We start from the raw sequence: 26,686 nt of genomic DNA, 5'->3' as shown, positions 1-26,686 counted from the left end.
TGGGAAACCGGAAGGTACCGCCGGTCTCCCCAAGTGACCAGGGCCGGGGCCGCGGATCCCGCGCGGAACCTGGGGCGGAGCGGCCGGCTACCTGCCTCGGCGGTAGATCCCGGTGAGGTCCGCGTCGATCAGGTAAGGAACATCCCGTTTGAGCCTGTTGTGGTGGATGCCGGTCGGTGTGTACGCCTTCAGCGCGGGGTCGAACTCGTACACGTACACGGTAGGCAGCCCGCTGGCGTCCGCCTCCACACGCCAGAAGTGCCGGATTCCGGCGGCGGCGTACTTGCGCGGCTTGACGTCGCGATCACGGTCCCGCGAATCGGGCGACACCACTTCGACGGCCAGGACGACGTCCTCGGGCTCGTACCAGATCCGGTCGGCTCCCGTGTCCGCGTCGGCCCGATGGACGAGCAGGTCGGGCTCCGGACGGTTCCGCTCGTCGATCCTGATCGTCATCTCCCGGTCGACATCGAGGTCGGGCGGCAGATGGGCGAGCAGCGCCTGCTCCAGCAACCACATCGTTCGGGTGTGGAACTTCCGCTGCGGACTCCTGAGAACGAGACTCCCGTCGATCAGCTCGGTGTGGGGCGGGAGGCCCGGAATCCGGTCGAGGTCGTCCGCTTTCCATCCACCTTCGGGCGGGACGGGCCACCGGTACCGCTGCTGCTCAAGGCTTGGCCCGGGTGCGGCGCTCATGATTGCTCCCATGGGGCAGAGTCTCGTCTCCTCAGCCGGCGTACCCAGCTCAAACACCGATGCCGCCGCCCAGACGAATGGGCGACGGCATCGGCGTTGACCTGGAGGAACGACCTCAGGCGGAGGTCACTCCCACTCGATGGTCCCCGGCGGCTTGCTCGTCACGTCGAGCACCACGCGGTTGACGTCGGCGACCTCGTTGGTGATGCGGGTCGAGATCCGGGCGAGGGTCTCGTACGGCAGACGCGACCAGTCGGCGGTCATGGCGTCCTCGGAGGAGACCGGGCGCAGCACGATGGGGTGGCCGTAGGTGCGGCCGTCGCCCTGGACGCCGACCGAGCGGACGTCGGCGAGCAGGACCACCGGGCACTGCCAGATGTCGCGGTCCAGACCGGCCGCGGTCAGCTCCTCGCGGGCGATGGCGTCGGCCTCGCGAAGGAGGTCGAGCCGGTCCTTGGTGACCTCGCCGACGATCCGGATGCCCAGGCCGGGGCCGGGGAACGGCTGGCGCTGGACGATCTCGTCGGGCAGGCCGAGCTCCTGGCCGACCATCCGGACCTCGTCCTTGAACAGCTGGCGCAGCGGCTCGACGAGCTGGAACTCGATGTCGTCGGGGAGGCCGCCCACGTTGTGGTGCGACTTGATGTTGGCGGTGCCGGTGCCGCCGCCGGACTCGACGATGTCCGGGTAGAGGGTGCCCTGCACGAGGAAGGCGACCTCGGGGCCGTCCTCCTGGAGGATCTCCAGCTGCGCCTGTTCGAAGACGCGGATGAACTCCCGGCCGATGATCTTGCGCTTGGTCTCCGGGTCGGAGACCCCGGCGAGGGCCTTCAGGAAGCGCTCGCTGGCGTCGACGACCTTCAGGTTGGCGCCGGTGGCGGCCACGAAGTCCTTCTCGACCTGCTCGGTCTCGCCCTTGCGCATCAGGCCGTGGTCGACGTACACGCAGGTGAGCTGGGAGCCGATGGCCTTCTGGACGAGGGCCGCGGCGACCGCGGAGTCGACGCCGCCGGAGAGGCCGCAGATGGCGCGCTTGTCGCCGACCTGGGCACGGATCGCGGCGACCTGCTCCTCGATGACGTTGCCGGTGGTCCAGCTCGGCTCGATGCCGGCGCCCCGGTAGAGGAAGTGCTCCAGGACCTGCTGGCCGTGGGTGGAGTGCAGGACCTCGGGGTGGTACTGGACGCCGTAGAGCTTCTTCTCGTCGTTCTCGAAGGCGGCGACCGGGACCACGTCGGTGGACGCGGTGACGGTGAAGCCCTCGGGGGCGGCGGAGCAGGCGTCGCCGTGCGACATCCAGACCGACTGTTCGGCGGGGGTGCCCTCGAAGAGGGTGGAGCCGCTCTTGGAGACGGTGAGCGGGGTGCGGCCGTACTCGCGGGCACCGTTGTCGTCGACAGTGCCGCCGAGGGTGGTGGCCATCAGCTGGAAGCCGTAGCACATGCCGAAGACCGGGACGCCGGCCTCGAAGATCGCGCGGTCGAGCGAGGGGGCGCCCTCGGCGTACACCGAGGAGGGGCCGCCGGAGAGGATGATCGCCCGGGGGTTCTTGGCCAGCATCTCGGCCACCGGCATGGTGGACGGGACGATCTCGCTGTAGACCCGGGCCTCACGGACACGGCGGGCGATGAGCTGGGCGTACTGCGCGCCGAAGTCGACGACCAGCACCACGTCGGTGGCGGTGTCGGGGGCGGCGGGGGGTGCTGCTGGCACGGGCGGCCTTCCGGCGGTGAAAGGGGGTCTGTATAGGTCGATTCTACCGGGGTCGCCGGGTCCGGCTTCTTCCCGCCCGTCCAGGGCCGCCCCTGGCCGCACCCCGGACGGGGCGTCTCAGCATCCGGGCGCCGTGTTGGTCCGGCCGCGCCGGGCGGGCCATACTGGTCGCATGCTTCAGCACACGACCTTCGTCTTTACCTATGGCACCCGGCCCGCCGGCTGCCATGGTCGTGTTGCTTGATCCCAGCAACGTTCCAGGCGCCCCGGGCCGAAAGGCCCGGGGCGTCTTGGCGTTACGGACCGTTCGGCTCGGGGCCCGCACCCATCGAGGAGCCACCACCATGAGCAGCATCACCACCACCGCCACCGGCGAGAAGACGGCCACTGGGAAGGCCACTGCCGAGAAGACCGGCGCGCACACCGAGGAGGCCGCCGCGCTGATCGACGACGCGCGGGCCCGGATCGACATCCTCGACGACCGGATCATCGGGCTCGTCCAGGAGCGGATGGCCGTCTCGGCGGTGATCCAGGAGGCCCGGATCACCTCGGGCGGCCGCCGGATCAACCTCTCCCGCGAGATGGAGATCCTCGGCTCGTACCGGAACGCGCTCGGCAAGCCCGGCACCTCGCTCGCCATGACGCTGCTGGAGCTGTGCCGCGGCCGGGCCTGACCGTCCGAGGGGTTCGGGCGGGCGTTCGGACGGGCTCTCACCCGTACGGCGCGTGACCGGTTCCGGCGCGGATTCGTTGGTCCCGGTGTGTGACGGTGCCGACCGGGGACAGCCCCGGGAGGCGCACCACGCGTGACTCCGCCGGAGCGTGTGGCGCATTCGAAAGGTGCGCCGTGGGACCGCGCCCCGGCGTGCGTGACCGGTCGGCAGGGGACAGCAGTCCGGTCACCCCAGGAAACGGCCGGCTCCGGGGACGCCCGGGGCCGGCCGTTTCCGCATGCGCGGGGGCCATGGCCTCATCCGCAGGGCCGTACGGAACGGGCTACGGCTTCTTCTTCGGCGGCACGGCCGGTATTCCGAGGAACGGCAGCCGCAGCGCGCCGAAGGCGTCCTTCGGCACGGCCGGGGAGCGCGGTTCGACGGCGGTCAGCCGGGTGTACGCCTCGCCCTGGGCCGGGCGCTGGTCGGCCTCGCCCTTGTTGGGCCAGAAGGACATGGCGCGCTCGGCCTGGGCGGTGATGGTGAGCGAGGGGTTGACCCCGAGGTTCGCGGAGACCGCGGAGCCGTCGACGACGGAGATGCCGGGGTGCCCGTAGAGCCGGTGGTACGGGTCGATGACCCCGTCCTCGGCGCTGGCGCCGATCGGGCAGCCGCCGAGGAAGTGCGCGGTGAGCGGGGTGCCCATCAGTTCGCCGACGTTGGACCCGGCGAAGCCGTTGATCTCCTGGGCGATCAGGGTGGCGCCGCGGGTCGCCGCCTCGATCTGCGTCGGGTTGGGGGCGCCGTGTCCCTGCCGGGCGGTGAGCAGCCCCTTCCCGAGGCCGCGGGGCTTGCGGTAGGTCGTCAGGGAGTTGTCGAGCGACTGCATGACGAGCCCGATGATGGTCCGCTCCGACCAGCGGCGGTTGGAGAGCGACCGGGCGGCGAGCGTGGGGTGCTTGACCAGTTCGAGCAGCCAGCGGCGGACCCGGTGCGCGCCGTACGGCACCTGGAGGACGGTCAGCGCGCCCATCGAGTTGGAGCCCTTGCCGTACCGGACGGGTTCGATGTGGGTGTTCTCGTCCGGGTGGACCGAGGAGGTGATGGCGACGCCCTTGGTGAAGTCGGCCCGGGCGGTCCCGTGCTTCTTCCGGTAGCGGCGGTCGGTGGTCTGCGCGCCGACCAGGCCCTCGGAGTTGGTACGGGTCAGCTCGCCGAGCCGGGGCGAGATCAGGGGCAGCAGCCCGGTGTCCCTCATCCGGTGCAGCAGGGTCTGGGTGCCGTACGTGCCCGCGGCGACGACGACCTTGCGGGCGGTGAACGTCCGCCCCTTCCCCTTCTTCCGGTTGTCGGTGGGGAGGGTCCTGACGGCGTAGCCGCCCCGGGTGTTCTCGGTGACGGCGACGACCGAGGTCATCGGGTGGACGACCGCGCCCGCCCGCTCGGCGAGGTGGAGGTAGTTCTCGTTGAGGGTGTTCTTCGCGCCGTGCCGGCAGCCGGTCATGCACTCGCCGCACTCGGTGCAGGCCTTGCGGGAGGGGCCGGCGCCGCCGAAGAACGGGTCGGGGACCTCGCCGCCGGGCTTCGCCCGCGCCGTGCCGTCGCCGTCCTCGCCGTCCCCGAAGAAGACGCCCACCGGTGCCAGGTGGAAGGTGTCGCCGATGCCCATGGTCTGCGCGGCGGCCTTCAGATGGACGTCGGAGGGGGTCATGGTCGGGTTGATCCGGACCCCCAGCATCCGCTTGGCCTGGTCGTAGTACGGGGCCAGCTCCTCGCGCCAGTCGGTGATGTCCTTCCACTGCGGGTCGTCGAAGAACGGGGCGAGCGGCTCGTAGAGGGTGTTGGCGTAGTTCAGCGAGCCGCCGCCGACGCCCGCGCCCGCCAGCACCATGACGTTGCCCAGCAGGTGGATGCGCTGGATGCCGTACAGGCCGAGCGTGGGGGCCCACAGGAAGTTCTTCAGGTCCCAGGAGTTCCTGGGCAGTTCGGAGCGGGTGAAGCGGCGGCCCGCCTCCAGCACGCCGACGCGGTACCCCTTCTCGGTCAGCCGGAGGGCCGACACCGCGCCGCCGAAGCCCGAGCCGATCACGACCACGTCGTAGTCGTAGGCGGCGTCGTCACCGCCCGCCTCCGGAGCGGCGGACCGGTTCTGGGCAGGGCTGTCCTGGGACATGGCTCTCCTCGGTGCGGAACGGGCGGGCGGTGCGGCGGGGAGGGGCGCGGGGTCAGCGCAGACGGAACGCCTTCATCACCTTGAGGCTGGTGCTCATGAACGCGGCGTACTTCTCGTCGTCCATGCCGAAGGACGGGGCGAGCGGCATCAGCCGCTGCTGGGCGACGGTCTGCGCCTCGGTGTACTTGAGGATGCCCTCGGAGCCGTGCCGCCGGCCGAGACCGGAGTCCTTCATCCCGCCCATCGGTGACTGGACGCTGCCGTACGCGGGGGCGTAGCCCTCGTTGATGTTGACGGTGCCGGTCCGCAGCCGGGCGGCGACCCGGTGGCCGCGCCGGGAGTCCTTCGTCCAGACGCTGGAGTTCAGGCCGTACGGGGTGGCGTTGGCCTGCGCGACGGCCTCGTCCTCGTCGGTGAAGCGGTAGACGGAGACGACCGGGCCGAAGGTCTCCTCGCCGCAGACGGCCATCGGCGCCTCGACGCCGTCGAGGATGGTCGGCTCGTAGAACAGCGGGCCGATGTCGGGGCGGGCGACGCCGCCCGCGACGAGCGTGGCGCCCTTCTCGACGGCCTCCTCGACATGCCGGGTGACGGTCTCCAGCTGGCGCTCGCCGACCAGCGAGCCCATGTCGGCCCCGTAGGCGAGGGAGCTGCCGAGCCGCATGGCCCTGGTGCGGGCGGCGAAGCGGGCCACGAAGTCGTCGGCGATCGACTCGTGGACGTAGAGCCGCTCGATGGAGATGCAGAGCTGCCCGGCGGAGGAGAAGCAGGCGCGGACGGCGCCCGCCGCGGCCTTCTCCACGTCGGCGTCCTCCAGGACCAGCATGGCGTTCTTGCCGCCGAGCTCCAGCGAGACGCCGACCAGCCGGGCCGCCGCGCCCTGCGCGACCTCGCGGCCGGTGCGGGTGGAGCCGGTGAACGAGACGTAGTCGGCGTGCTTGACGACCTCGGGGCCGACCACCGGGCCCTCGCCGATGACCACCTGGAAGACCTCGGCGGGCAGCCCGGCCTCGATCAGCAGGTCGCGGGCCCACAGCGCGGTCAGCGCGGTCTCGGTGTCCGGCTTCATCACGACGGCGTTGCCGGAGACGAACGCGGGCAGCGCGTCGCCCACGGACAGCTCCAGCGGGTAGTTCCACGGCGCGATCTGGCCGACGACGCCGCGCGGCTGACGCAGCTCGGTGACCTTGGTGAGGGTCGGGACGACCCCGGTGTGCCGCTTCGGCTTCAGGTAGGCGGCGGCCCGGCGCCCGTAGTGGCGGGCCGCGACGGCGACGGCCTGCACCTCCTCGTGGGCGTGCAGCCGGGCCTTGCCGGTCTCCAGCTGGATCAGGTCGAGCACCTCGGCCTGGCGGCTGATCACCAGGTCGTGGAAGCGGAGCAGGACGGCGGCGCGGGCGCGGACCGGCGTCGCGGCCCAGGCGGGCTGGGCGGCGCGGGCCCGCGCGAAGGCGTCCGCCACGTCCTCGGGAGTGGACTCCGGGAGGTCGGCCAGCTTCTCCCCGGTGAAGGGGGTGTGGTTGGCGGTGCGGCCCGAACCGGCCACCCCCCGGGTCAGCTGGGCGACCACCTCCGGGGTCACCACATCGGCGGCGGTGCGCGCGCCCTTGGGGGCGGCGGCCACCGGGTTGGTGCCGAGCGGGGCGGCGGAGGTGGACGTAGGGGCCTGCGAGTCCGTCATGAGGGCGAGAGTACGTCCAGCCGCACGCTTTGGGTACCCGTGGGTAACGGGTTTTCACACTCCCCACAAACGAGCCAGCGATCACTGGCAACAAAGCCCCTGATCAGCGGGATCTCAGCCGGATCCCTCCGGGGCGCGCCAGCTGCGCAGGATCGTGTCGAACTGCTCCCGCGTCGTCTCCCAGTCCTCCTCCGGACCCGTCATGTACAGCCCGTACTCCGGGCCGCCGTTCTCGCCGAAGTAGAGCTGGTCGATCGCGTGGCGCGGACCGGAGTGGTTCTTGGTCTCGGTCCAGGAGAACTCCCAGACCGCCCCCGGCTGGTCCCGGTAGATGTTGGACTCCAGGGCCCGCCGCTGATAGCTGGGGAGCCGTTCGGCGAGCTGCCGCTCCAGGTTCTGCGCGTGTGCGTACGGGTTGTCGAAGTCGGGCGACGGGTCGACGCTGATCCGGATGTAGTGCAGCCCGCCGTCCGGGGTGTAGTCGATCTGGTTGCCCTCCGTCCGGCGCTCCCAGCCGTCGGGCACGGCCAGGCTGAAGCCCTCCGGGTCGTCCACCCGGTGCCAGCCGTCGGGTACGGCCTTGGGCTTCTTCGTGCCTTCCGGGCTCTTGCCGGGCTCGGGCGACTGGGACTTCGGCGGCGCGGGGTCCCCGATGTCGACGGGGCCGGCGGCCGCCGCGCCCCGCTCGGTGCTCCTGTCCGCACGGTCCGAGAGCTTCATCGCGGCGAGCCCCGCCCCGCCGCCGACCAGCGCCGCGGCCAGCACGACCAGGACGGCAGTGCGCCAGCGGCCGCGCCGGGGTGCCTGGGCCGGGGCCGCGGCCGGGCCGACGGCGGTCGGCGTGGGGACGGCGGGCGGGGCCTCGGCCGCCTGCTGCGGCAGCCGCGTGGTGCCGGAGCCGTCCGGCCCCAGGGAGCGCAGCATCTCGTCCGGAACGACCTGCGTCGGCACGTACGCCTGCGCCGCAACGGGCTCGCGCCCCTCCATGGCGTCCAGCAGCATCCGCTCCGTCTCGGCGGCCGACGGGCGCTCGTCCGGTTCCTTGCGCAGCAGCGCGGTGATCACCGGGCCCAGCGCGCCCGCCCGGCGGGGCGGCGGGGGCTCCTCGGCGACGACCGCCTGCATGGTGGAGATCGGGGACGTACGGCGGAACGGCGAGCCGCCCTCGACCGCGGTGTAGAGCGTGGCGCCCAGCGACCACAGGTCGGAGGCGGGGCCGGGGTCGGCGCCGCGGACCCGCTCGGGCGCCAGGTAGTCGATGGAGCCGACCAGTTCGCCGGTCCGGGTGATGGTGGAGTCGCCCTCGATGGCGGCGATCCCGAAGTCGGTGAGCAGCACCTGGCCATCCTTGGCGAGGAGCACGTTCCCCGGCTTCACATCGCGGTGCAGGACCCCCGCCGCGTGCGCGGCGCGCAGGGCGCTCAGGACGTGGAGACCTATCCGGGCGGCCTCGCGCGGCTCCACCTCGCCGCTCTCCTTGGCGGCGTCGGCGAGCGAGGGACCGTCCACGTACTGCATGACGATCCAGGGCCGCTGGTCGTACTCCAGGACGTCGTGCACGGTCACCACGCCCGGGTGGGTGATCCGGGCGGCCGCGCGCGCCTCCTTCTGCGTACGGGCGTGCAGCACGGCCCGGTCGGCCTCGGCGGCGTAGAGCGCCGCGGTCAGCTCCTTGACCGCGACCGTACGGTGCAGGAGCTCGTCGTGTGCGCGCCAGACCTTCCCCATGCCGCCGCGCCCGAGAACCTCGCCCAGCCGGTACCTCCCGGCCAGCAGCAGTCCCGCTTCCGTGCTCTGTGATCGGTCCACGTCATCCCCGCCCCGCCCCGTTTACTCGGCTGCCAGATTACGGAGCGGACCAGCGGCCACGGAACCTCGCACCACCCAAGAGACCGCACTGTGATGCTTGTCGCTCCGCCGGTGGCCCGGATCGGGGCGCGCGGTGTACGCAGAGGCGTCAGCCCGTCACCCGGTAGGAGGCGATGGCCTGTTCGTAGATCTCCGTCACCTTGTCGCGCTCGCCCTCCGGGCCGATGACCTGGACGACGTGGTAGCGGCCGTTGACCACCATCACCAGATTGCGGGCGTACACCGACCGGCCGGCCGCGTCGCGCCAGGTGAACTGGCCCTCCGCCATCGCCTGTCGGCCCACGTCGATCCGGCGCAGCCCGCTCGACCCGGACCATTCGGAGTCGCGGAACTGCTGCAACTCCCGCTCCTTGTCCGCCTGGTACGCCAGCGGGTCGCCGCCCGCGGACTCGACGGCGTCCCGGCCGGGGACGACGAGCAGGCTGAAGCCGCCGCTGCCGTAGCGGATCTGACGGTCCGCGTTGGCCGGGGTGCGCTGCCAGCCCTTGAGGACGCCGACCTCGAACCCCTCGGGGTCCTTGCGGAGGGTGTAGCCGGAGGCGAGGGCGGCGGCGGAGCGGCTGGTCTGCGGCTGCTGCTCGCCGGGCGTGGCCGGGGAGGTGTCGCCGTCCTGCCCGCCGGTGCCCGGCTCCGGCGTACCGGAGACCCCCGGGGCGGCCGCGCCGGGACCGGACTCGCCCGCCTTCGGCATGAACACCACGGCGTACGCGACGGCGGCGACGAGCACCAGCAGGATCAGCACCAGGAGCAGCCGCCCGAGCCGCCGGGGCGAGCGCCCGCCGTCGTCGTCCCCGGAACGGGAGCGGGACGGGGTGCGCGGCGCCTTCGAGGGCCTGGGCTCGCGCGGTTCGTACGAGGGGTGGGGCGGCTCGGGGGGCCGGGCGGGCTGGTCGAGCAGTTCGCTGAGCGGCGTCTCCTGCCGCTCGGCCCTCCCCCGGGCGTGCCGGTGGCGGCCGTGGGCGGCGCCCTTGCCGCGCCGCCGGCGGACCAGCTCGCCCCGGCGCCGCACGACGGGGAGCCGGCCGGTGTCGGCGGAGGGCAGCGGTACGACGTCCAGCCCGGCCTCCGGCTCGGGCGCCGAGCGCACCAGGGAGCGCAGCCAGCCGCTCAGCTCCTCGACGTCGGGCCGCTCGGTGGGGTCCTGGCGCAGCAGGGACTCGACGACGGGGCGCAGCGGACCGCACTCCTCGGCGAAGGCGGGCGGCTCGCCGCAGACCATCTGGACGAGCTCGGCGGCGCTCTCCTCGGGGTACGGGGCATGGCCCTGGACCGCGCGGTAGAGCAGGGCGCCCAGCGCCCAGAGGTCGGTGGCGGGGCCGATCGGCGGGGCCAGCCGCCAGTTCTCGTGGACCGGGCCGCCCTGCTCGGGCGCCCAGCGCTCGGTGACCGCGCCGACCACGGCGATCCTGGTCTGCCGGGCGCGCTCGGCCGCGAGCGGGGTGGCGGGGCCCCGGTAGCCGGAGCCGGTACGGCCGCCCGTGCCGTCCTCGTCCCAGCCGCCCGCCCGCTCCGGCTGCGCGGAAGGCGGGGCGGCAGGCCGGGCGGGAGGCTGCGCGGTCCGCTGCACGGGCAGGGCCTGGGAGCCGCCCGCGGGGATCTTCCGGAACTGGTCGGTCCGGTCCGCCTCCGCCGGTCGCACGGAGCGCTGCACCGGCAGGTTGCCGGTCTCCTCCGACTCGGCGCGCCGCCGGTCCTCGCTGACCCGGGCGGCGGCCAGGGCACCGGCCCGGTACGCGGCGATGGCTCCGGGGCGCCCGGCCCGGGCCGGCGCGGCCCCGTCCTCGGGCGCGCCCCGGCCCGTCTCCGGCCGGGACGGCTCTATCGCCGCCGGGTCGCGCGGGGCGGGCATCTCGGCCGGCGGAGCGGGGGCGGGCGGCACCAGCGGCCGGGGCGGGGCGAAGATCCCGGCCGGCCCGGCGTCGGGCGCCGGGCGGGCGAACCCGCTCCCGTCGCGGAGCCCGCCGTCCCGCTCGTCGAACCCGCCGCCGTCGTCACCGTCGGCGCCTTCGCCCTCGGCGTCGTACGCGTCGCCGTACTCGTCGTACGTGCCGCGCTCGTCGTCGTACGCGCCGTATCCGTCGTCCTCGGTGGCCGGGGTCGACACGTATCCGCAGAGCGCCTCCTCGGCCGCCCCGGCCGCCAGCCCGGTCAGCACCACCCGGCCGTCGTCGCAGATCAGCACCGTACGGACGGTGATGTTCCGGTGGGTCCAGCCGTGGGCGTGGAGCACCCGCAGGGCGGCCAGCACGTCGGAGCCGATCTCGGCGGCCCGGAAGGGGGTGAGCGGGCGCTCGGCGAGCAGGGCGGCGAGCGGGCGGGCCTCGACGAGCTCGCTCACGATCCAGAGCGAGCCCTCCTGGGCGAACACGTCGAAGACCTGGTCGAGCCGGGGGTGGTCGGGGACCCGGGCCGCCTCCCGCGCCGCCTCCACCGCACGCCGGACGACCGGATCGACGGGCCCGCCCGCGCCCCGGGCACCGGGCCGACCGGCGGCCGGGGCCGGGCCGTCGGCGTCGAGCACCTCGGCGTCCACCACCTCGGGCAACGGCACCTGCCGGACCAGGACTTCCTGCCCGCTGTAGGTGTCGAACGCCCGGGTCTCGACCGTTTCGTACAGGTCGTCCGAAGACAGCGGAAGGCGGTAGCGGTCGGCGAGCACCCGACCCGCGTAGTCGTCCACGACGCCTCCCCAGAGCGCGCTGTCCCCCAGCCACGAAGACCGTGCCGGTCCCTGGCCGCGGTCTACCCGTCAACAGGGGCGGCACACCCCGCGGTTGACTTGTCGGTACGGCCGGTCGGCCGCATGCGGCCCTCGGCCCCCACGATACGGGGCGAGCGGCGGCCGTGCCGCCGGGTCCCCGTATCCCGGCCGCCGCCACCCGCCCGTTGCGGGCGGGCCCCGGTCAGTCGAGGGGCTTGAAGGTGTCGAACGCGGTCCTGCGCAGCGTCCGGCACTCCTCGTCGTTCCACTTGTCGGCCTTGCAGCTGATCATGATCGCGTAGCCGTGGGAGGAGTCGACCTTGAAGCCCCGGTTGAGCACCCGGATGCGGTGGCCCTGCTGGTTGCGCTCGAACTGCCAGTCCGCGACGGTCGGGTAGCCGTTGTAGTCGACCTTCTTTATGCCCAGGTGGCGGTAGCCGTTGCTGGTGGCGGCGACACCGGCCCGCGCGGCGTTCCAGGCCCCGGCCGCGTCGCCGCCGGGGGAACGGGTGAAGTCGATCTGGATGCGGGGGTAGTCGCCGTCCTCGTTGTAGATGGCGCCGGAGTTGGCTCCCGCGATCTTGTCGAACCGGAATTCCTCGGGCATGGCCAGGCTGAAGTGGAACTTCTTGCTGGTGACCTTGCGGTAGTCGTCCGGCAGCGCGTCGCCCTGCTTGCCGTCCTCCTTGCCGTTCCCGTCGCCCTTCTGGCCCTGGTTCTGGTCCTGACCGCCGTTGCCGCCCCGGCCCTGGTCGCCCTTCTGGTCCTGGCCCTTGCCGCCGCCGGTGCCGCTGTCGGGCTCGGCGGCGCCGTCGGCCGTCTTCGAGGGACCGGTGGAGACGGGCGCGTCGCTCCCGCTCTTGGCTCCGTCGTTCTTGTCGTCCCCGCCGGACGAGAGGGCGACGACGGTACCGATCACGGCGAGCACGATCACCGCCGCGATGATCGCCAGGGTGCGGCGCGGGACCACGTCCGTGAGGGAGGCGCGCGGCGGGGCCGGCGGCGCAGACGACGCCGGGGCCGGGCGGGGCGGGGCGGCGGGCTTGGCGGGGGTGGCCGCGCCTGCCCCGTTACCGGCCTTCGCCGCCGGGGCGGGAGCCGTCGAGGGCGTGGCGGTGGTCGCCGCCGTCCCGGCCGCCGCGGCCGGCTTCGCGTTCCGTACCGAGCGGAGGGCGCCGCGCAGCCGGTCCCGCGTGCCCTCGCCCTGCTCCGCCGCGTTCGGCGCGGCCTTGGGCCGGGACTCGGGCGGGGCCGTGGGCAGCGCCATGATCCGGGTGGCCTCGGCCGGCGGCGGGGCCGGCTCCGACTTCTCCGGCGCGTGGATCACGTCGTTGAGGAGGGCACGGGCGCCCTCGTCGTCGAGCCGCTGCTCGGGGTCCTTGGCGAGGAGCCCGTAGATGACGTCCGTCAGCGGACCGGCGTTCTTCGGCGGGTCGAGCGGCTCGGTCATCACCGCGGTCAGGGTGGCGATGGCCGATCCCTTGTCGTACGGCGGGGAGCCCTCGACGCTCGCGTACAGCAGACCGCCGAGCGACCAGAGGTCGGCGGGCGGCCCCGGCTTGTGGCCCCGGGCGCGCTCGGGCGAGATGTACGACGGGGCGCCGACGAGCATGCCGGTCGAGGTGACCGAGGGGTCGCCCTCGACCTGGGCGATGCCGAAGTCGGTCAGCACGACCCGGCCGTCCTCGGCGATCAGTACGTTGGACGGCTTCACATCGCGGTGCAGGATGCCCTCGCGGTGCGCCGATCTGAGCACGTCGAGTATCGCGAGGCCGACCTCGGCCGCCCGTCGCGGCGTCAGAACGCCGTCCTCGCGCACCGCTTCGGCGAGGGACTTGCCCTCGATGAGCTCCATCACGATCCACGGGCGGTCGTCCTCGTCGACCACGTCGTAGACCGTCACCGCGCCGTTGTTGCGGATCCGGGCGATCGCCTTCGCCTCACGCAGCGTGCGCGTGATCAGCCGTCGCTTCTCGTCGTCGTCGATGGCCGAGGGAAACCGCAGTTCCTTGACCGCGACCGTGCGGCCCAGCGTCTCGTCGACGGCACGCCAGACCGTGCCCATACCGCCCCGGCCGAGCACCTCCCCGAGCCGGTACCGCCCCGCGAGGAGACGTCCTTCCTTGTCCCGTTGGGGCTCCCGTGCCTGCTCCGCCTCCGACATGCGTCCCCTCTGCGATCAACCCGCCCTGGCAGAGCGTTCATTGTCCCTCACCCCGGCGCCGGTCGTGGTGCCGGGTCCGCGGGCGCGTCATGATGGGCCCGGAGAAAGGGAATCCCCGCCATGCCGATACCCCGAGCGCTGCTCGCCGCCCCGCTGGCGCTGGCGCTCCTCGGCCTGGGGACGACACGCCTGCCCAGCGAACCACACCTCACTCCCGCGGCCGCCCACCTTCCCCGGCTCGTCGCCGAGGGCGGTGCGCCCACCGCGGCGCTGCTGGCCCGCGGCTCCTCCCCCGCACGGTACGGCACCTACCGCTCGACGGGGCCCAACATCCGGGCGGCGGACCGGTTCCGGGCGGGCAGCATCACCAAGACCTTCGTCGCCACCGTCGTGCTCCAGCTCGTGCAGGAGGGCCGGCTGCGGCTGTCGGACCCGGTGGAACGGCTGCTGCCGGGGCTGATCCGCGGGCACGGCAACGACGGCCGCCGGATCTCCCTGCGCCGACTGCTCGACCACACCAGCGGCCTCTACGACTACACCGCCGACCCCTCGGCCCGCCCCCGCTCCGGCGCCGAGGCGGTCCGCACCGCCCTGGCCCACCCTCCGACGGGCGCGCCCGGCCGCTACGCCTACTCCAACACCGACTACGCGGTCCTCGGACTCGTCGTCCAACGGGTCACCGGACACGACTACGCCGCCGAGGTCCGCGACCGCGTCATCACCCCGCTCCGCCTCACCGGCACCTCCTTCCCGGGCGCCCGCACCGAACTGCCCGCCCCGCACGGCCGGGCCTACACCCGGGACCCGGACGACGGCGCCCTCCGCGACGTCACCACGCTCGACCCGCGCGCGGCGGGCGCGGCCGGCTCCCTCGTCTCCACGCTCGACGACCTGAACCGCTTCTACGCGGCCCTGCTGGGCGGCCGCCTCCTCGCCCCCGCCCAGCTCGCCCTGATGACGGACACCCGGGCCACGCACGGCGTCTACGGCCTGGGCCTCTACCCGGAGAAGCTCTCCTGCGGCATCACCGTCTGGGGGCACAACGGACGCATCACGGGCAGTTACGTCCGTACCGCCACCACCCGGGACGGACGGCACACCCTGACCTACCGCATCGACACGGACACCCTCACCGACGCCGACACGCTCGAACCCGCACTGCTGGACGCGGAGTTCTGCCCGGAGAACCCCGAGCCGGGAACCCCCCGGCCGGGAACCCCCCGGCCGGGGGCTCTCTAGATCGGGACGATGTCCGGAGCGCCGAGCCGGGCCGCGTCGGCCGTGAGGTCGTCGGGCTGGAGCTGCGACTCCCGTTCCGCCTCCACCCGCTTCTCGTAGTGCTCGACCTCGCGGTCGATCTGGCCCGCGTCCCAGCCCAGCACCGGAGCCATCAGCTCCGCGCAGAGTCTGGCGCTGTGCGTGCCCCGGTCGAAGGTCTCTATGGAGATCCGGGTGCGGCGGGTCAGCACGTCGTCGAGGTGGCGGGCGCCCTCGTGCGAGGCGGCGTAGACGATCTCCGCCTTCAGGTAGTCGTCCGCCGCGGGCAGCGGCTCGCCCAGTTCCGGATCGGCGACTATCAGCTCCAGGACCTGCTCGGTCATCGAGCCGTAGCGGTTGAGCAGATGCTCCAGCCGGGCGACGTGCAGTCCGGTGCGGGCCGCGATCCTGGCGCGGGCGTTCCACAGGGCCGGGTAGCCCTCCGCGCCCAGCAGCGGGATCTCCTCGGTGACGCAGGCCGCCACCCGCTGGTCCAGCCCGTGCACCGCCTCGTCCACGGCGTCCTTCGCCATCACCCGGTACGTGGTGTACTTCCCGCCCGCCACGACCACCAGGCCGGGCAGCGGATGGGCCACCGTGTGCTCGCGGGAGAGCTTGCTCGTGGCGTCGGACTCGCCGGCCAGCAGCGGTCGCAGCCCGGCATAGACCCCCTGCACGTCGTCCCTGGTCAGCGGCGTGGCGAGGACCGAGTTGACGTGTTCGAGGAGATAGTCGATGTCGGCGCTGGACGCCGCCGGGTGCGCCTTGTCCAGGTCCCAGTCGGTGTCCGTCGTGCCGATGATCCAGTGCCGCCCCCACGGGATCACGAAGAGGACGGACTTCTCGGTGCGCAGGATCAGGCCCGACGAGGAGTGGATGCGGTCCTTGGGAACGACCAGGTGGATCCCCTTGGAGGCCCGGACGTGGAACTGCCCGCGCTCGCCGATCAGTGCCTGGGTGTCGTCCGTCCAGACCCCGGTGGCGTTGACCACCTGTTTGGCCCTGACCTCGTACTCCCCGCCCGCCTCGACGTCCTGCACCCGGGCACCGACCACCCGCTCGCCCTCCCGGAGGAAGCCGATCACCCGCGCCCGGTTGGCCACCCGCGCGCCGTACCCGGCGGCGGTGCGCACCAGGGTGGCCACGTAACGGGCGTCGTCCATCTGGGCGTCGTAGTACTGCAGGGCCCCGACCAGCGCGTCCTTCCGCAGCGCCGGGGCGACCCGCAGCGCGTGGCGGCGGGAGAGGTGCCGGTGGACGGGAAGGCCGCGGCCATGGCCCGACGACACCGACATCGCGTCGTAGAGCGCCACGCCGGAGCCCGCGTAGAACCGCTCCCACCCCTTGTGCTGCAAGGGGTACAGGAAGGGCACCGGCTTCACCAGGTGCGGGGCCAGCCGTTGCAGCAGCAGCCCGCGCTCCTTCAGCGCCTCCCGGACCAGCGCGAAGTCGAGCATCTCCAGATAGCGCAGCCCGCCGTGGATCAGCTTGCTCGATCTGCTCGACGTGCCGGAGGCCCAGTCCCGCGCCTCGACCAGGCCCGTGGCGAGCCCTCGCGTCGCCGCGTCCAACGCCGTGCCGGCGCCGACCACGCCCGCTCCCACGACCAGCACGTCCAGTTCGCGCTCGGCCATCGCGGCCAGCGCCTCGGCACGCTCCGCGGGTCCCAGTGTCGCTGTCCTCACTGCTGCCTCCCGGGTGGATCGGGGTGGTCCGGCACGCGGGCAGCCGCCGACCGGGCGGTCTGCGCGCCGTGCCCACCTCTCGATTCTGTCCGCCGTCCCCGACTTCGGCCACCGCCTGTGGAAAACACCAGGACGACAGGCGGTCAACAATGCGACATATAGGTCATATATAAGCCTAGTGTTACATTGCGCTGTCCACAGCGGTTGCGCTTTCTGCCCTCATGTCATAGACCGACCGGGAAGGACGGCCGTCCTCATGCCCGCAGACCTCGCAGTCATCGGACTCGGCCACCTCGGCCTGCCGCTCGCCCAGGCCGCCGTCACCGCGGGCGTGCAGACGGTCGGCTACGACATCGACCCGCGCGCCTGCACCGAACTCGCCGCGGGCCGCACCCCCGTCGAGGGGTCGCTCACCGCCTCCGAGATCCGCCGGATGCTCTCACGGGGCTTCCGGCCCACCACCGACCCGGCCGAGCTGGGCCGGGTCCGAACCGCGGTGATCTGCGCGCCCACCCCGCTCGGCGCCGACCACTCCCTCGACCTGACCGCCGTCGGCGACGCGGCCCGCGCGCTCGCCGCCCGGCTGCGCCCGCACACCACCGTCCTGCTGGAGTCGGCCGTGCCGCCGGGCACCACCGAGGACTACCTGCGGCCGCTGCTCGAAGAGGGCTCCGGGCTGCGGGCCGGCCGCGACTTCCACCTCGCCTGCTCCCCCGGCCGCCTCGACCCCGGCAGCCGGACCCACGGCTACGCCAACACCCCCAAGGTCATCGGCGGCCTCACCCCCGCCTGCACCGAATCGGCCGCCGCCTTCTACAACCGGCTCACCGACAAGGTCGTCCGCGCCCGCGGACCGCGCGAGGCCGAGATGACCAAGGTCCTGGAGACCAACTTCCGGCACGTCAACATCGCCCTGGTCAACGAGATGGCGGTGCTCTGCCACGACCTCGGGGTCGATCTGTGGGACGTCATCCGGTGCGCCGAGACCAAGCCCTTCGGGTTCCAGCCCTTCCGGCCCGGCCCCGGCGTCGGCGGCCACGGCGCCCCCGTGGACCCCGGCTACCTCCCGTACCACACCCGCACCCCCGGTCACCCGCTGCGGATGGTCTCGCTGGCCCAGGAGATCAACGACCGGATGCCCCGGTACGTGATCCAGCGCTGCGCCACCCTGCTGAACGAGCACGGCAAGTCCGTGCGCGGCGCCCGGGTGCTGCTGCTCGGGGTCACGTACAAGCCCGACCTGGCCGACCAGGAGGGCGCCCCGGCCCGGGAGATCGCGAACCGGCTGATGGACATGGGCGCCCAGATCGGTTACCACGACCCGTACGTCCACGACTGGCGGGTCCGCGAGCTGCCGGTCCCGCGCGCCGACTCGCTGTACGAGGCGGCGGCCGGCGCCGACCTCACGGTGCTGCTCCAGCACCACCGGACCTACGACCTCCAGGGGCTCGCGGTGAAGGCCCAGCTCCTCCTGGACACCCGCGGCGCGACCCCGGCGGGGGCGGCGCACCGGCTCTGAGGGATCCCGCTCCCCCCATTTCGGTGGGCGATGTCACAGACGGCTGCTAGCCTGCGGCGTCACTCATCGCACACAGGTGCGTTTCAGCCAGGGGGGATCCCACCATGAGCCAGTCCGTGCCGCCGCCTCAGCAGCCCCACGACGCCCAGCCCGGCGGCGGCAACCCGTTCGCCGGCCAGCAGGGCCAGCCGGGTCAGCCGCCGGCCGCCCCGTCCGGCAACCCGTTCGCGGGCGGCCAGCAGGGCGCCCCGTTCGGCGGCGCCCCGTACGCCCCGCCGCCGGCCCCGGTCCGCGACAACGTCGGCCTCGGCCTGGCCGCCGCGGTCGTCGCGGCCGTGGTCGCCGGTGCCCTCTACGGCGTCCTGATCGGCGCCATCGAGCGCGAGATCGGCTACGCGGCCGTGGGCGTCGGCTTCCTCGTCGGCTTCGCCTCCGGCAAGGTCGGCGGGCGCAACCCCGCCCTGCCGGTCGTCAGCGCCGTGCTGTCGCTGGTCGCCGTCTACTTCGGCCAGCTCCTCGGCGAGGCGACGATCGCCGCCAAGAAGCTCCCGGTCACCGTCTCCGAGCTGTTCTTCGACCACTTCAGCCTGCTGAACGAGGCGTGGAAGGCCGACTCGAACTTCCTGACGTACGTCTTCTTCGCCATCGCGGCCGTCGCCGCGTTCTCCGGCAGCAAGAAGGCCGCGGGCTGACCGCACAGACGAACGGAGGGCCCGGACCGCACGTCGTGCGCGGTCCGGGCCCTCCCGTCGTACGTGAAGGAATCAGCGGCGGTGCTGCGAGTCCGCCACCGTGACCTCGACGCGCTGGAACTCCTTGAGGTCGCTGTAGCCCGTCGTCGCCATCGCCCGGCGCAGCGCGCCGAAGATGTTCATCGAGCCGTCGGGGGTGTGCGAGGGGCCGGTCAGGACCTCCTCGGTGGTGCCGACCGAGCCCAGGTCCACCAGCTTGCCGCGCGGCACGTCCTCGTGGACGGCCTCCATGCCCCAGTGGCGGCCCCGGCCCGGCGCGTCCGTGGCACGGGCCAGCGGGGAGCCCATCATCACGGCGTCCGCGCCGCAGGCGATGGCCTTGGGCAGGTCGCCCGACCAGCCGACGCCGCCGTCCGCGATCACGTGCACGTACCGGCCGCCGGACTCGTCCATGTAGTCGCGGCGGGCACCGGCCACGTCGGCGACCGCGGTCGCCATCGGGACCTGGATGCCGAAGACGTTGCGCGTGGTGTGCGCGGCGCCGCCGCCGAAGCCGACGAGCACCCCGGCCGCGCCGGTCCGCATCAGGTGCAGGGCCGCGGTGTACGTGGCGCAGCCGCCGACGATCACCGGGACGTCCAGCTCGTAGATGAACTGCTTCAGGTTGAGCGGCTCGGCGGCGCCCGAGACGTGCTCGGCGGAGACCGTCGTACCGCGGATCACGAAGATGTCCACGCCCGCGTCGACGACGGCCTTGGAGAACTGCGCGGTGCGCTGCGGGGAGAGCGCGGCGGCGGTGACCACACCGGCGTCGCGCACCTCCTTGATGCGCTGCCCGATCAGCTCCTCCTGGATCGGCGCGGAGTAGATCTCCTGGAGGCGGCGGGTGGCCGACTCGACGGGCATCTCGGCGATCTCGTCGAGCAGCGGCTGCGGGTCGGCGTGCCGGGTCCACAGCCCTTCCAGGTTGAGGACGCCGAGACCGCCCATCTCGCCGATGCGGATCGCGGTCTGCGGGGAGACCACCGAGTCCATGGGAGCGGCCAGGAACGGAAGCTCGAAGCGGTAGGCGTCGATCTGCCAGGCGATCGAGACCTCCTTCGGGTCGCGGGTGCGACGGCTCGGCACGACGGCGATGTCGTCGAATGCGTACGCCCGGCGGCCGCGCTTGCCGCGCCCGATCTCGATCTCAGTCACGATGGTGTGGCCTTTCCCTCTACGTCTGCGCTGTCCAGTATCCCCGACACACGGCTGAGGGGCGGTCCGGGGAGAACCCCGGCCGCCCCTCGGCTGCGTCGGCGCGTTACTTCCTGCTGTAGTTCGGCGCCTCGACCGTCATCTGGATGTCGTGCGGGTGGCTCTCCTTGAGACCCGCGGACGTGATCCGGACGAAGCGGCCCTTGGTCTCCATCTCGTCGACGGAGGCGGCGCCCACGTAGCCCATGGTCTGGCGCAGACCGCCGACGAGCTGGTGCAGCACGTTGGCGAGCGGACCCCGGTAGGGCACCTGGCCCTCGATGCCCTCGGGCACGAGCTTGTCGTCCGAGGCCACGTCGGCCTGGAAGTAGCGGTCCTTGGAGTACGAGCGGCCCTGGCCGCGGCTCTGCATCGCGCCGAGCGAGCCCATGCCCCGGTACGACTTGAACTGCTTGCCGTTGATGAAGAGCAGCTCGCCCGGGGACTCCTCGCAGCCCGCGAGGAGGCTGCCCAGCATGACCGTGTCGGCACCGGCGGCGAGCGCCTTGCCGATGTCGCCGGAGTACTGCAGGCCGCCGTCGCCGATGACCGGGACGCCGGCCGCGCGGGCGGCGAGGGCGGCCTCGTAGATCGCGGTGACCTGCGGGACGCCGATGCCGGCGACCACGCGGGTGGTGCAGATCGAGCCGGGGCCCACGCCGACCTTCACGCCGTCGACACCGGCGTCGATCAGGGCCTGGGCGCCGTCGCGCGTCGCGACGTTGCCGCCGATGACGTCGACGCCGACGCTGGACTTGATCTTCGCCATCCAGTTCAGCGCGTTGCTGTTGTGGCCGTGCGAGGTGTCGACGATGAGGAAGTCGACGCCCGCCCCGGCCAGCGCCTGGGCGCGCTCCAGGGCCTCGGGGCTGGCACCGACGGCCGCGCCGACGAGGAGGCGGCCCTCGGAGTCCTTGGCCGCGTTCGGGTACTGCTCGGCCTTCACGAAGTCCTTGACCGTGATGAGGCCCTTGAGCACGCCCGTGTCGTCGACCAGCGGAAGCTTCTCGATCTTGTGGCGGCGCAGCAGCTCCATGGCGTCCACGCCGGAGATGCCCACCTTGCCGGTGACCAGCGGCATCGGCGTCATGACCTCGCGCACCTGGCGGCCGCGGTCGGTCTCGAAGGCCATGTCGCGGTTGGTGACGATGCCGAGCAGCTTGCCCGCGGGGTCGGTGACCGGGACGCCGCTGATGCGGAACTTGGCGCACAGCGCGTCGGCCTCGGCCAGCGTCGCGTCCGGGTGGACGGTGATCGGGTCGGTCACCATGCCGGACTCGGAGCGCTTCACGAGGTCGACCTGGTTGACCTGGTCCTCGATGGACAGGTTGCGGTGCAGCACGCCGACGCCGCCCTGCCGCGCCATGGCAATCGCCATGCGGGACTCGGTGACCTTGTCCATCGCCGCCGAGAGCAGCGGGATGTTCACGCGCACGTTGCGGGAGATCCGGGACGAGGTGTCGACCGCGTTGGGCAGCACTTCGGATGCGCCGGGCAGCAGCAGCACGTCGTCGTATGTCAGCCCGAGCGTCGCGAATTTCTCGGGCACTCCGTCGACGTTTGCAGTCATGACACCTTCCCCAAATGGCCTTGATCGGTGCGGATGTCCATGCTAACGGCCTTCGGACGCGTCTCATTCCACGAACAAGATCACCTGGAGGTTCTGTAGCTTCGTACGGGGTCGGCACGGCCCCGCCGCGCGAACCCCCGTAGCGGCCCCGGACCCGGCTCGGCCGCTTCCGTTACTGCTCGGCGAGGGCCCGCAGTCTGCTCAGGGCCCGGTGCTGGGCGACCCGGACCGCGCCCGGGGACATGCCCAGCATCTGCCCGGTCTCCTCGGCGGTCAGCCCCACGGCGACCCGGAGGACGAGCAGCTCGCGCTGGTTGTCCGGAAGGTTGGCGAGGAGCTTCTTGGCCCAGGCCGCGTCGCTGCTGAGCAGGGCGCGCTCCTCGGGCCCGAGCGAGTCGTCCGGCCGCTCGGGCATCTCGTCGGACGGCACGGCCGTCGACCCCGGGTGCCGCATGGCGGCCCGTTGGAGGTCGGCGACCTTGTGGCCCGCGATGGCGAACACGAACGCCTCGAAGGGCCTGCCGGTGTCCTTGTAGCGGGGCAGCGCCATCAGCACCGCCACGCAGACCTCCTGCGCCAGGTCCTCGACGAAGTGGCGGGCGTCACCGGGCAGCCGGTTCAGCCGCGACCGGCAGTAGCGCAGCGCGAGCGGGTGGACATGGGCCAGCAGGTCGTGCGTGGCCTGCGCGTCGCCCTCGACGGCGCGGTGCACCAGGGCGCCGATCCCCGTCGTCTCGTCGTCGCGCATCGGACCATGGTGCCTCGGAGCCGCGTCGTCCGTGCCGCCGCGTCCGGAGTTGTGCACCGAAGCGTTATGAGCGGGTGCGCCGGAAGTCATGTCCTGCGCCCTCCCCTTCCGCTCGACCGAATCGTTCCCGAGGAACTCCACGTCTCAAGGATGCGGCATCGGCCGGGAAGCGTCACATACCGGCGGCGCGACGGGCTCCGCGGCCGGCGCGGAACCCGTGCGGCGCCGACCGGTCGCGTCGCCCCGCCCGCCGGTACGCGGACGGGGACACGGCCGGCCGCCGGCCGCGGCCGGACCTCAGCGGACCAGGCCCCAGCGGAAGCCGAGGGCCACCGCGTGCGCCCGGTCCGAGGCGCCGAGCTTCTTGAACAGCCGCCTGGCATGCGTCTTCACCGTGTCCTCCGAGAGGAACAGCTCGCGGCCGATCTCCGCGTTGGAGCGGCCGTGGCTCATGCCTTCGAGCACCTGGATCTCCCGCGCGGTGAGCGTGGGCGCGGCACCCATCTCGGCCGACCGCAGCCGGCGCGGGGCGAGCCGCCACGTCGGATCGGCCAGCGCCTGGGTGACCGTGGCACGCAGCTCCGCCCGGGAGGCGTCCTTGTGCAGATAGCCGCGGGCACCGGCGGCGACCGCGAGCGCGACCCCGTCCAGGTCCTCGGCGACGGTCAGCATGATGATCCTGGCGCCGGGGTCGGCGGAGAGCAGCCGCCGCACCGTCTCCACACCCCCGAGACCGGGCATGCGTACGTCCATCAGAATCAGATCCGAACGGTCGGCGCCCCAGCGGCGGAGGACTTCCTCGCCGTTGGCCGCCGTCGTGACCCGCTCGACCCCGGGCACGGTCGCGACCGCGCGACGGAGCGCTTCTCGGGCAAGCGGGGAGTCGTCGCAGACGAGGACGGATGTCATGACCGTCCTCCGCAGCTGATGCGCGTCACCTTGAGCCTCCAGGCTGTAACAAGTCGTCACCTGTGCGGTCGACACTCTCGGACACCTGCCCGATCGCTTTTCCGTCAACCGCCTCAGCCTTCTCAACGACGGTCACTCGAAAGAGTTACGGGGTGGGCAACCGAGTTCGGCACTCTACGTGAGGGCGCGTACACGGAGGAGAGCGACGCGGTTCATTCAACCCGCAACCGAAACTTCATGGCTAGGTATGCCCCATTTAGCGGGTTTTCTTCCCTTTTGCTGGTGTCTGTGGATAGATTCGCAATCAGTCATATTTACATCTACTTACACCGTAGATGTACGGTCGTGGGCACAGTCGACGACGGACCACAACGACGTTTCCGACTCAGCACGGTTTCGAGGGGACAAGCAATGGCAGATTTCTCCCGCCTTCCCGGACCCAACGCCGATCTGTGGGACTGGCAGCTGCTGGCGGCCTGCCGCGGGGTCGACAGCTCACTCTTCTTCCATCCCGAGGGCGAACGCGGGGCGGCCCGCAGCGCCCGCGAGAACTCGGCGAAGGAGGTCTGCATGCGGTGCCCGGTGCGCGCCGAGTGCGCGGCCCACGCCCTGGCGGTACGCGAGCCCTACGGCGTGTGGGGCGGCCTGACCGAGGACGAACGCGAAGAACTCATGGGCCGGGCCCGCAGCCGCCTGGTCCCGGCGGCGGCCTCCTCGGGCGTACCGTCCCCGTCGGCGCACGGCTGATCCCGGCACCGGCCACCCGCACACAGAAACGTTTCCTCACACAGTCCCGGCCCGCTCGGACCGGGACCGGACCACGCTGTGCCGGCGCGCCGCTCAGCGGGCGGCGGCCAGGGCCAGCCGGTCGAGGGTGGCCGCCACCGCCGGGACCTGGGCCAGGTCGGGCAGGGTCAGCGCGACGATCTCCCGTTCGATGGCGGGCTCCACCGCCACGGTGCGCGCCCCCTTGGGGCGTACCGACTCGATCGCCAGCTCCGGCAGCACGGCCACGCCGAGCCCGGCGCCGACCAGGCCGACCACCGCCGGGTAGTCGTCGGTGGCGAAGTCGATCCGGGGGGTGAAGCCGGACGCCTCGCAGACCTCCACGAGCTGGCGGCGACAGCGCGGGCAGCCCGCGATCCACGACTCGTCGGCCAGCTCGGCGATGCCCACCGCGTCCTTGTCCGCCAGCCGGTGCCCCTCGGGGACCAGGCCGATCAGCCGGTCGACGAGGAGCGGGCGGACCACCAGGTCGCCCCATTCGCCGCAGCTCGCGCCGTAGCGGAAGGCGAGCGCGATGTCGCAGTCGCCCTCGCGCAGCATCTCGACCGAGCGCGGCGGCTCGGCCTCCACGAGGGAGACCCGGGTGCCGGGGTGTGCCTCGCGCAGCGCGGCGAGCGCGCCGGGCACCAGGGTGGAGCTGCCGCTGGGGAACGAGACGAGCCGGACCCGGCCGGCCCGCAGCCCGGCGATGGCGGCGACCTCCTCCTCGGCCGCGGTGAGCCCGGCGAGGATGCCGGAGGCGTGCCGGACGAGCGCCTCGCCCGCCTGGGTGAGCCGCATCTCGCGGCCGGTACGGATCAGCAGCGGGGTGCCCGTGGAGCCCTCCAGGGCCTTCATCTGCTGACTGACCGCGGGCTGGGTGCAGCCCAGCTCACGGGCGGCGGCGGAGAACGATCCGGTGGCGGCCACGGCGCGCAGGACACGGAGATGACGGGCTTCGATCACCCTTCAACCATAAGCGACGCTTGGGGCTTCCTCGTCGATATCGGGGTGCGCCTTTGAGGGCGTGGCGGCTAGCGTGCCCGGCATGACATCCATGGAACCCACCCGGCCGACGCTGCTGACCGTGAACGCGGGACGGCCGACGGCCGTTCCGTACAGCGATGCCCCCGGCGGTCTGACGGGTATGGACAAGCGGCCCGTCGACGGGCCGGTGCACATCAGTGATCCGGGGCCCAAGGGCACCGGCGGCAGCGGGGTGGCCGGGGACGCGGTGTGCGACCTACGCCATCACGGCGGCTCCGACCAGGCGGTGTACGCCTTCGCCCGGGAGGAGCTGGACGTCTGGGACCGGGAGCTGGGCCGGCCGCTGGCCAACGGCGCCTTCGGCGAGAACCTGACGACCCGTGGGGTGGAGGTGAGCCGCGCGCTGATCGGCGAACGCTGGCGGATCGGCCCGGACCTGGTGCTGGAGGTGACGTCGGGTCGGATTCCGTGCCGTACGTTCGCGGGCCATCTCGACGAGCCGCGCTGGGTCAAGCGGTTCACCCGGGCGGCGGCGCCGGGGGCCTACCTCCGGGTGATAGCACCGGGTGCGGTCCGGGCCGGTGACCCGGTCGAGATCGTGCACCGTCCGGACCACGACGTCACCGTGGAGCGGGAGTTCCTGGCCTCGACCACCCGGCGGGAGCTGCTGCCGGGACTGCTCGCGGCCGGGGAGGCGCTGCACCCCGAGGCGGCGCGGGCGGCGCGGGAGTACGTTGCCGCGAACCCGGCGGGCGCCTGACCGCCTCGTACGGGCGGCCGCCCCCGTCGTGCGCGGCGGCCGCCCGTGGACAGCCGGTCGTCGCGTACCGGACAGGCGTTAACGTGCCGCGTATGACGACTGCACTGATTACGGGAGCGACCGCGGGGATCGGTGCCGCCTTCGCGCGGCGGCTCGCGGCCGACGGGCACAACCTGGTGCTGGTGGCGCGCGACAAGGACCGGCTGCGCGAGCAGGCGACCGAGCTGCACGACCGGCACGGCATCGAGGCCGACGTCCTGCGGGCCGATCTCTCCGAGGACGACGGGATCGCCTCGGTCGAGGAGCGGCTGACGGACCGTCGGCACCCGGTGGATCTGTTGGTCAACAACGCCGGGTTCGGCAACAAGGGCCAGTATCTGGACGTGCCCATGGCCGACGAGCTGAAGATGCTGAAGGTGCACTGCGAGGCGGTGCTGCGGCTGACCTCGGCGGCGGCGGCCACGATGCGCGAGCGCCGGCGCGGCGGGGTGGTCAACGTGGCCTCGGTGGCGGCCTTCGTACCGCGCGGGACGTACGGCGCGTCCAAGGCGTGGGTCGTGCAGTTCACCCAGGGCGCGGCCAAGGACCTGGCCGGTTCGGGGGTGCGGCTGATGGCGCTGTGCCCGGGGTTCGTGCGGACGGAGTTCCACGAGCGGGCCGGAATGGGCACCGGCAACATCCCGGGCTGGATGTGGCTCGACGCGGACAAGCTGGTGGACGCGGCGCTGACGGACCTGGCGCGCGGGAAGTCGCTCTCGGTCCCGGACCCGCGCTACAAGGCGCTGATGGGGCTGGTGAAGGTGACGCCCCGCGGCCTGCTCGGAGGCGTCACCTCCAGGACGGGCCGCAAGTACGGTCCGCAGTGAGTGCTCGCCCACGCGCCGGTGAGCACCCACCCGCTTCCGGGT

20 protein-coding genes are annotated in these 26,686 nt (G+C 72.8%); 7 read left to right on the top strand and 13 right to left on the bottom strand.

The genetic code is table 11. From position 1 onward, the window contains the following. Positions 1-87 precede the first annotated feature (87 nt). Positions 88-696 carry a Uma2 family endonuclease gene (locus ACF08W_RS11225; RefSeq protein WP_392279103.1) on the bottom strand — a complete coding sequence of 203 codons (609 nt, stop codon included), beginning with the start codon at positions 694-696 and terminating at the stop codon, positions 88-90. 126 nt (positions 697-822) lie between these two features. After that, positions 823-2,409, bottom strand: a complete 1,587-nt coding sequence (gene guaA / locus ACF08W_RS11220; RefSeq protein ID WP_352273581.1) for a glutamine-hydrolyzing GMP synthase — start codon at positions 2,407-2,409, stop codon at positions 823-825. Between the two features lie 344 nt (positions 2,410-2,753). Between guaA and ACF08W_RS11215 the strand changes: the two genes are divergently transcribed. Continuing rightward, positions 2,754-3,083, top strand: a complete 330-nt coding sequence (locus ACF08W_RS11215) for a chorismate mutase (protein ID WP_392279102.1) — start codon at positions 2,754-2,756, stop codon at positions 3,081-3,083. Between the two features lie 322 nt (positions 3,084-3,405). On the opposite strand, the gene ACF08W_RS11210 is transcribed toward ACF08W_RS11215, so the two are convergent. From ACF08W_RS11210 to ACF08W_RS11190, 5 genes are all read right to left on the bottom strand, one after another. After that, on the bottom strand, positions 3,406-5,235 hold the full coding sequence (locus ACF08W_RS11210) for a GMC oxidoreductase (RefSeq protein WP_392279101.1): 1,830 nt from the start codon (positions 5,233-5,235) through the stop codon (positions 3,406-3,408). 52 nt (positions 5,236-5,287) lie between these two features. Further along, the gene (locus ACF08W_RS11205) at positions 5,288-6,916 is read right to left on the bottom strand and encodes a succinic semialdehyde dehydrogenase (RefSeq protein WP_385208370.1); all 1,629 of its coding nucleotides are present in this window, start codon (positions 6,914-6,916) and stop codon (positions 5,288-5,290) included. Positions 6,917-7,030: 114 nt separating this feature from the next. Further along, the gene (locus ACF08W_RS11200) at positions 7,031-8,725 is read right to left on the bottom strand and encodes a serine/threonine-protein kinase (protein WP_392279100.1); all 1,695 of its coding nucleotides are present in this window, start codon (positions 8,723-8,725) and stop codon (positions 7,031-7,033) included. A gap of 148 nt (positions 8,726-8,873) precedes the next feature. Beyond that, on the bottom strand, positions 8,874-11,465 hold the full coding sequence (locus ACF08W_RS11195) for a serine/threonine protein kinase (protein ID WP_392279099.1): 2,592 nt from the start codon (positions 11,463-11,465) through the stop codon (positions 8,874-8,876). Between the two features lie 223 nt (positions 11,466-11,688). Further along, positions 11,689-13,650 carry a serine/threonine-protein kinase gene (locus ACF08W_RS11190; RefSeq protein ID WP_392279098.1) on the bottom strand — a complete coding sequence of 654 codons (1,962 nt, stop codon included), beginning with the start codon at positions 13,648-13,650 and terminating at the stop codon, positions 11,689-11,691. 120 nt (positions 13,651-13,770) lie between these two features. Here ACF08W_RS11190 and ACF08W_RS11185 point away from each other — a divergent pair, with 120 nt between their 5' ends. Then, positions 13,771-14,889: a serine hydrolase domain-containing protein gene (locus ACF08W_RS11185; RefSeq protein ID WP_392279097.1), complete on the top strand. Its 1,119-nt coding sequence runs from the start codon at positions 13,771-13,773 to the stop codon at positions 14,887-14,889. On the opposite strand, the gene ACF08W_RS11180 is transcribed toward ACF08W_RS11185, so the two are convergent. Further along, on the bottom strand, positions 14,886-16,592 hold the full coding sequence (locus ACF08W_RS11180) for a glycerol-3-phosphate dehydrogenase/oxidase (RefSeq protein WP_352273589.1): 1,707 nt from the start codon (positions 16,590-16,592) through the stop codon (positions 14,886-14,888). The genes ACF08W_RS11185 and ACF08W_RS11180 overlap by 4 nt on opposite strands. Positions 16,593-16,848: 256 nt before the next feature. Between ACF08W_RS11180 and ACF08W_RS11175 the strand changes: the two genes are divergently transcribed. Both ACF08W_RS11175 and ACF08W_RS11170 read left to right on the top strand, forming a co-directional pair. Beyond that, positions 16,849-18,111: a nucleotide sugar dehydrogenase gene (locus ACF08W_RS11175; protein WP_352273590.1), complete on the top strand. Its 1,263-nt coding sequence runs from the start codon at positions 16,849-16,851 to the stop codon at positions 18,109-18,111. Between the two features lie 104 nt (positions 18,112-18,215). Next, a complete protein-coding gene (locus tag ACF08W_RS11170; RefSeq protein WP_392279096.1) occupies positions 18,216-18,803 on the top strand; it encodes a hypothetical protein in 588 nt (195 codons plus the stop codon). Between the two features lie 72 nt (positions 18,804-18,875). On the opposite strand, the gene ACF08W_RS11165 is transcribed toward ACF08W_RS11170, so the two are convergent. The 4 genes from ACF08W_RS11165 to ACF08W_RS11150 form a co-directional block, all read right to left on the bottom strand. Next, positions 18,876-20,000 (bottom strand): GuaB3 family IMP dehydrogenase-related protein, encoded by a 1,125-nt coding sequence (locus ACF08W_RS11165; protein ID WP_352273592.1) that lies wholly within the window; start codon positions 19,998-20,000, stop codon positions 18,876-18,878. Positions 20,001-20,106: 106 nt separating this feature from the next. After that, complete coding sequence (gene guaB, locus ACF08W_RS11160) at positions 20,107-21,609, bottom strand: IMP dehydrogenase (RefSeq protein WP_352273593.1); 1,503 nt, start codon at positions 21,607-21,609, stop codon at positions 20,107-20,109. Between the two features lie 172 nt (positions 21,610-21,781). Then, on the bottom strand, positions 21,782-22,357 hold the full coding sequence (locus tag ACF08W_RS11155; protein WP_072486721.1) for a sigma-70 family RNA polymerase sigma factor: 576 nt from the start codon (positions 22,355-22,357) through the stop codon (positions 21,782-21,784). A 297-nt stretch (positions 22,358-22,654) separates the two neighbouring features. Beyond that, positions 22,655-23,266: a response regulator transcription factor gene (locus tag ACF08W_RS11150; protein ID WP_003948568.1), complete on the bottom strand. Its 612-nt coding sequence runs from the start codon at positions 23,264-23,266 to the stop codon at positions 22,655-22,657. Between the two features lie 411 nt (positions 23,267-23,677). Between ACF08W_RS11150 and ACF08W_RS11145 the strand changes: the two genes are divergently transcribed. Next, positions 23,678-24,013: a WhiB family transcriptional regulator gene (locus ACF08W_RS11145; RefSeq protein WP_352273594.1), complete on the top strand. Its 336-nt coding sequence runs from the start codon at positions 23,678-23,680 to the stop codon at positions 24,011-24,013. Positions 24,014-24,106: 93 nt separating this feature from the next. On the opposite strand, the gene ACF08W_RS11140 is transcribed toward ACF08W_RS11145, so the two are convergent. Beyond that, entirely contained in the window at positions 24,107-24,997 is an 891-nt protein-coding gene (locus ACF08W_RS11140; protein WP_392279095.1) for a LysR family transcriptional regulator, read from the bottom strand. Positions 24,998-25,079: 82 nt separating this feature from the next. On the opposite strand from ACF08W_RS11140, the gene ACF08W_RS11135 reads away from it, so the two are divergent. Continuing rightward, the gene (locus ACF08W_RS11135; RefSeq protein WP_392279094.1) at positions 25,080-25,778 is read left to right on the top strand and encodes an MOSC domain-containing protein; all 699 of its coding nucleotides are present in this window, start codon (positions 25,080-25,082) and stop codon (positions 25,776-25,778) included. 92 nt (positions 25,779-25,870) lie between these two features. Next, positions 25,871-26,644: an SDR family oxidoreductase gene (locus tag ACF08W_RS11130; protein ID WP_352273597.1), complete on the top strand. Its 774-nt coding sequence runs from the start codon at positions 25,871-25,873 to the stop codon at positions 26,642-26,644. Positions 26,645-26,686 lie beyond the last annotated feature (42 nt).

Origin of the sequence: Streptomyces sp. NPDC015144 (genome assembly GCF_043079735.1) — a bacterium.
Taxonomy (GTDB): Bacteria; Actinomycetota; Actinomycetes; order Streptomycetales; family Streptomycetaceae; genus Streptomyces.
This window is presented reverse-complemented; position numbering and strand designations above follow the sequence as displayed.

Coding starts and splice junctions, on each gene's coding strand:
- ACF08W_RS11135 (WP_392279094.1), top strand. CDS start 25,080: ATGACATCCATGGAACCCACCCGGCCGACGCTGCTGACCGTGAACGCG.
- ACF08W_RS11130 (WP_352273597.1), top strand. CDS start 25,871: ATGACGACTGCACTGATTACGGGAGCGACCGCGGGGATCGGTGCCGCC.
- ACF08W_RS11205 (WP_385208370.1), bottom strand. CDS start 6,916: ATGACGGACTCGCAGGCCCCTACGTCCACCTCCGCCGCCCCGCTCGGC.
- ACF08W_RS11225 (WP_392279103.1), bottom strand. CDS start 696: ATGAGCGCCGCACCCGGGCCAAGCCTTGAGCAGCAGCGGTACCGGTGG.
- ACF08W_RS11150 (WP_003948568.1), bottom strand. CDS start 23,266: ATGACATCCGTCCTCGTCTGCGACGACTCCCCGCTTGCCCGAGAAGCG.
- ACF08W_RS11215 (WP_392279102.1), top strand. CDS start 2,754: ATGAGCAGCATCACCACCACCGCCACCGGCGAGAAGACGGCCACTGGG.
- ACF08W_RS11185 (WP_392279097.1), top strand. CDS start 13,771: ATGCCGATACCCCGAGCGCTGCTCGCCGCCCCGCTGGCGCTGGCGCTC.
- ACF08W_RS11155 (WP_072486721.1), bottom strand. CDS start 22,357: ATGCGCGACGACGAGACGACGGGGATCGGCGCCCTGGTGCACCGCGCC.
- ACF08W_RS11170 (WP_392279096.1), top strand. CDS start 18,216: ATGAGCCAGTCCGTGCCGCCGCCTCAGCAGCCCCACGACGCCCAGCCC.
- ACF08W_RS11175 (WP_352273590.1), top strand. CDS start 16,849: ATGCCCGCAGACCTCGCAGTCATCGGACTCGGCCACCTCGGCCTGCCG.
- ACF08W_RS11190 (WP_392279098.1), bottom strand. CDS start 13,650: ATGTCGGAGGCGGAGCAGGCACGGGAGCCCCAACGGGACAAGGAAGGA.
- guaB (WP_352273593.1), bottom strand. CDS start 21,609: ATGACTGCAAACGTCGACGGAGTGCCCGAGAAATTCGCGACGCTCGGG.
- ACF08W_RS11145 (WP_352273594.1), top strand. CDS start 23,678: ATGGCAGATTTCTCCCGCCTTCCCGGACCCAACGCCGATCTGTGGGAC.
- ACF08W_RS11210 (WP_392279101.1), bottom strand. CDS start 5,235: ATGTCCCAGGACAGCCCTGCCCAGAACCGGTCCGCCGCTCCGGAGGCG.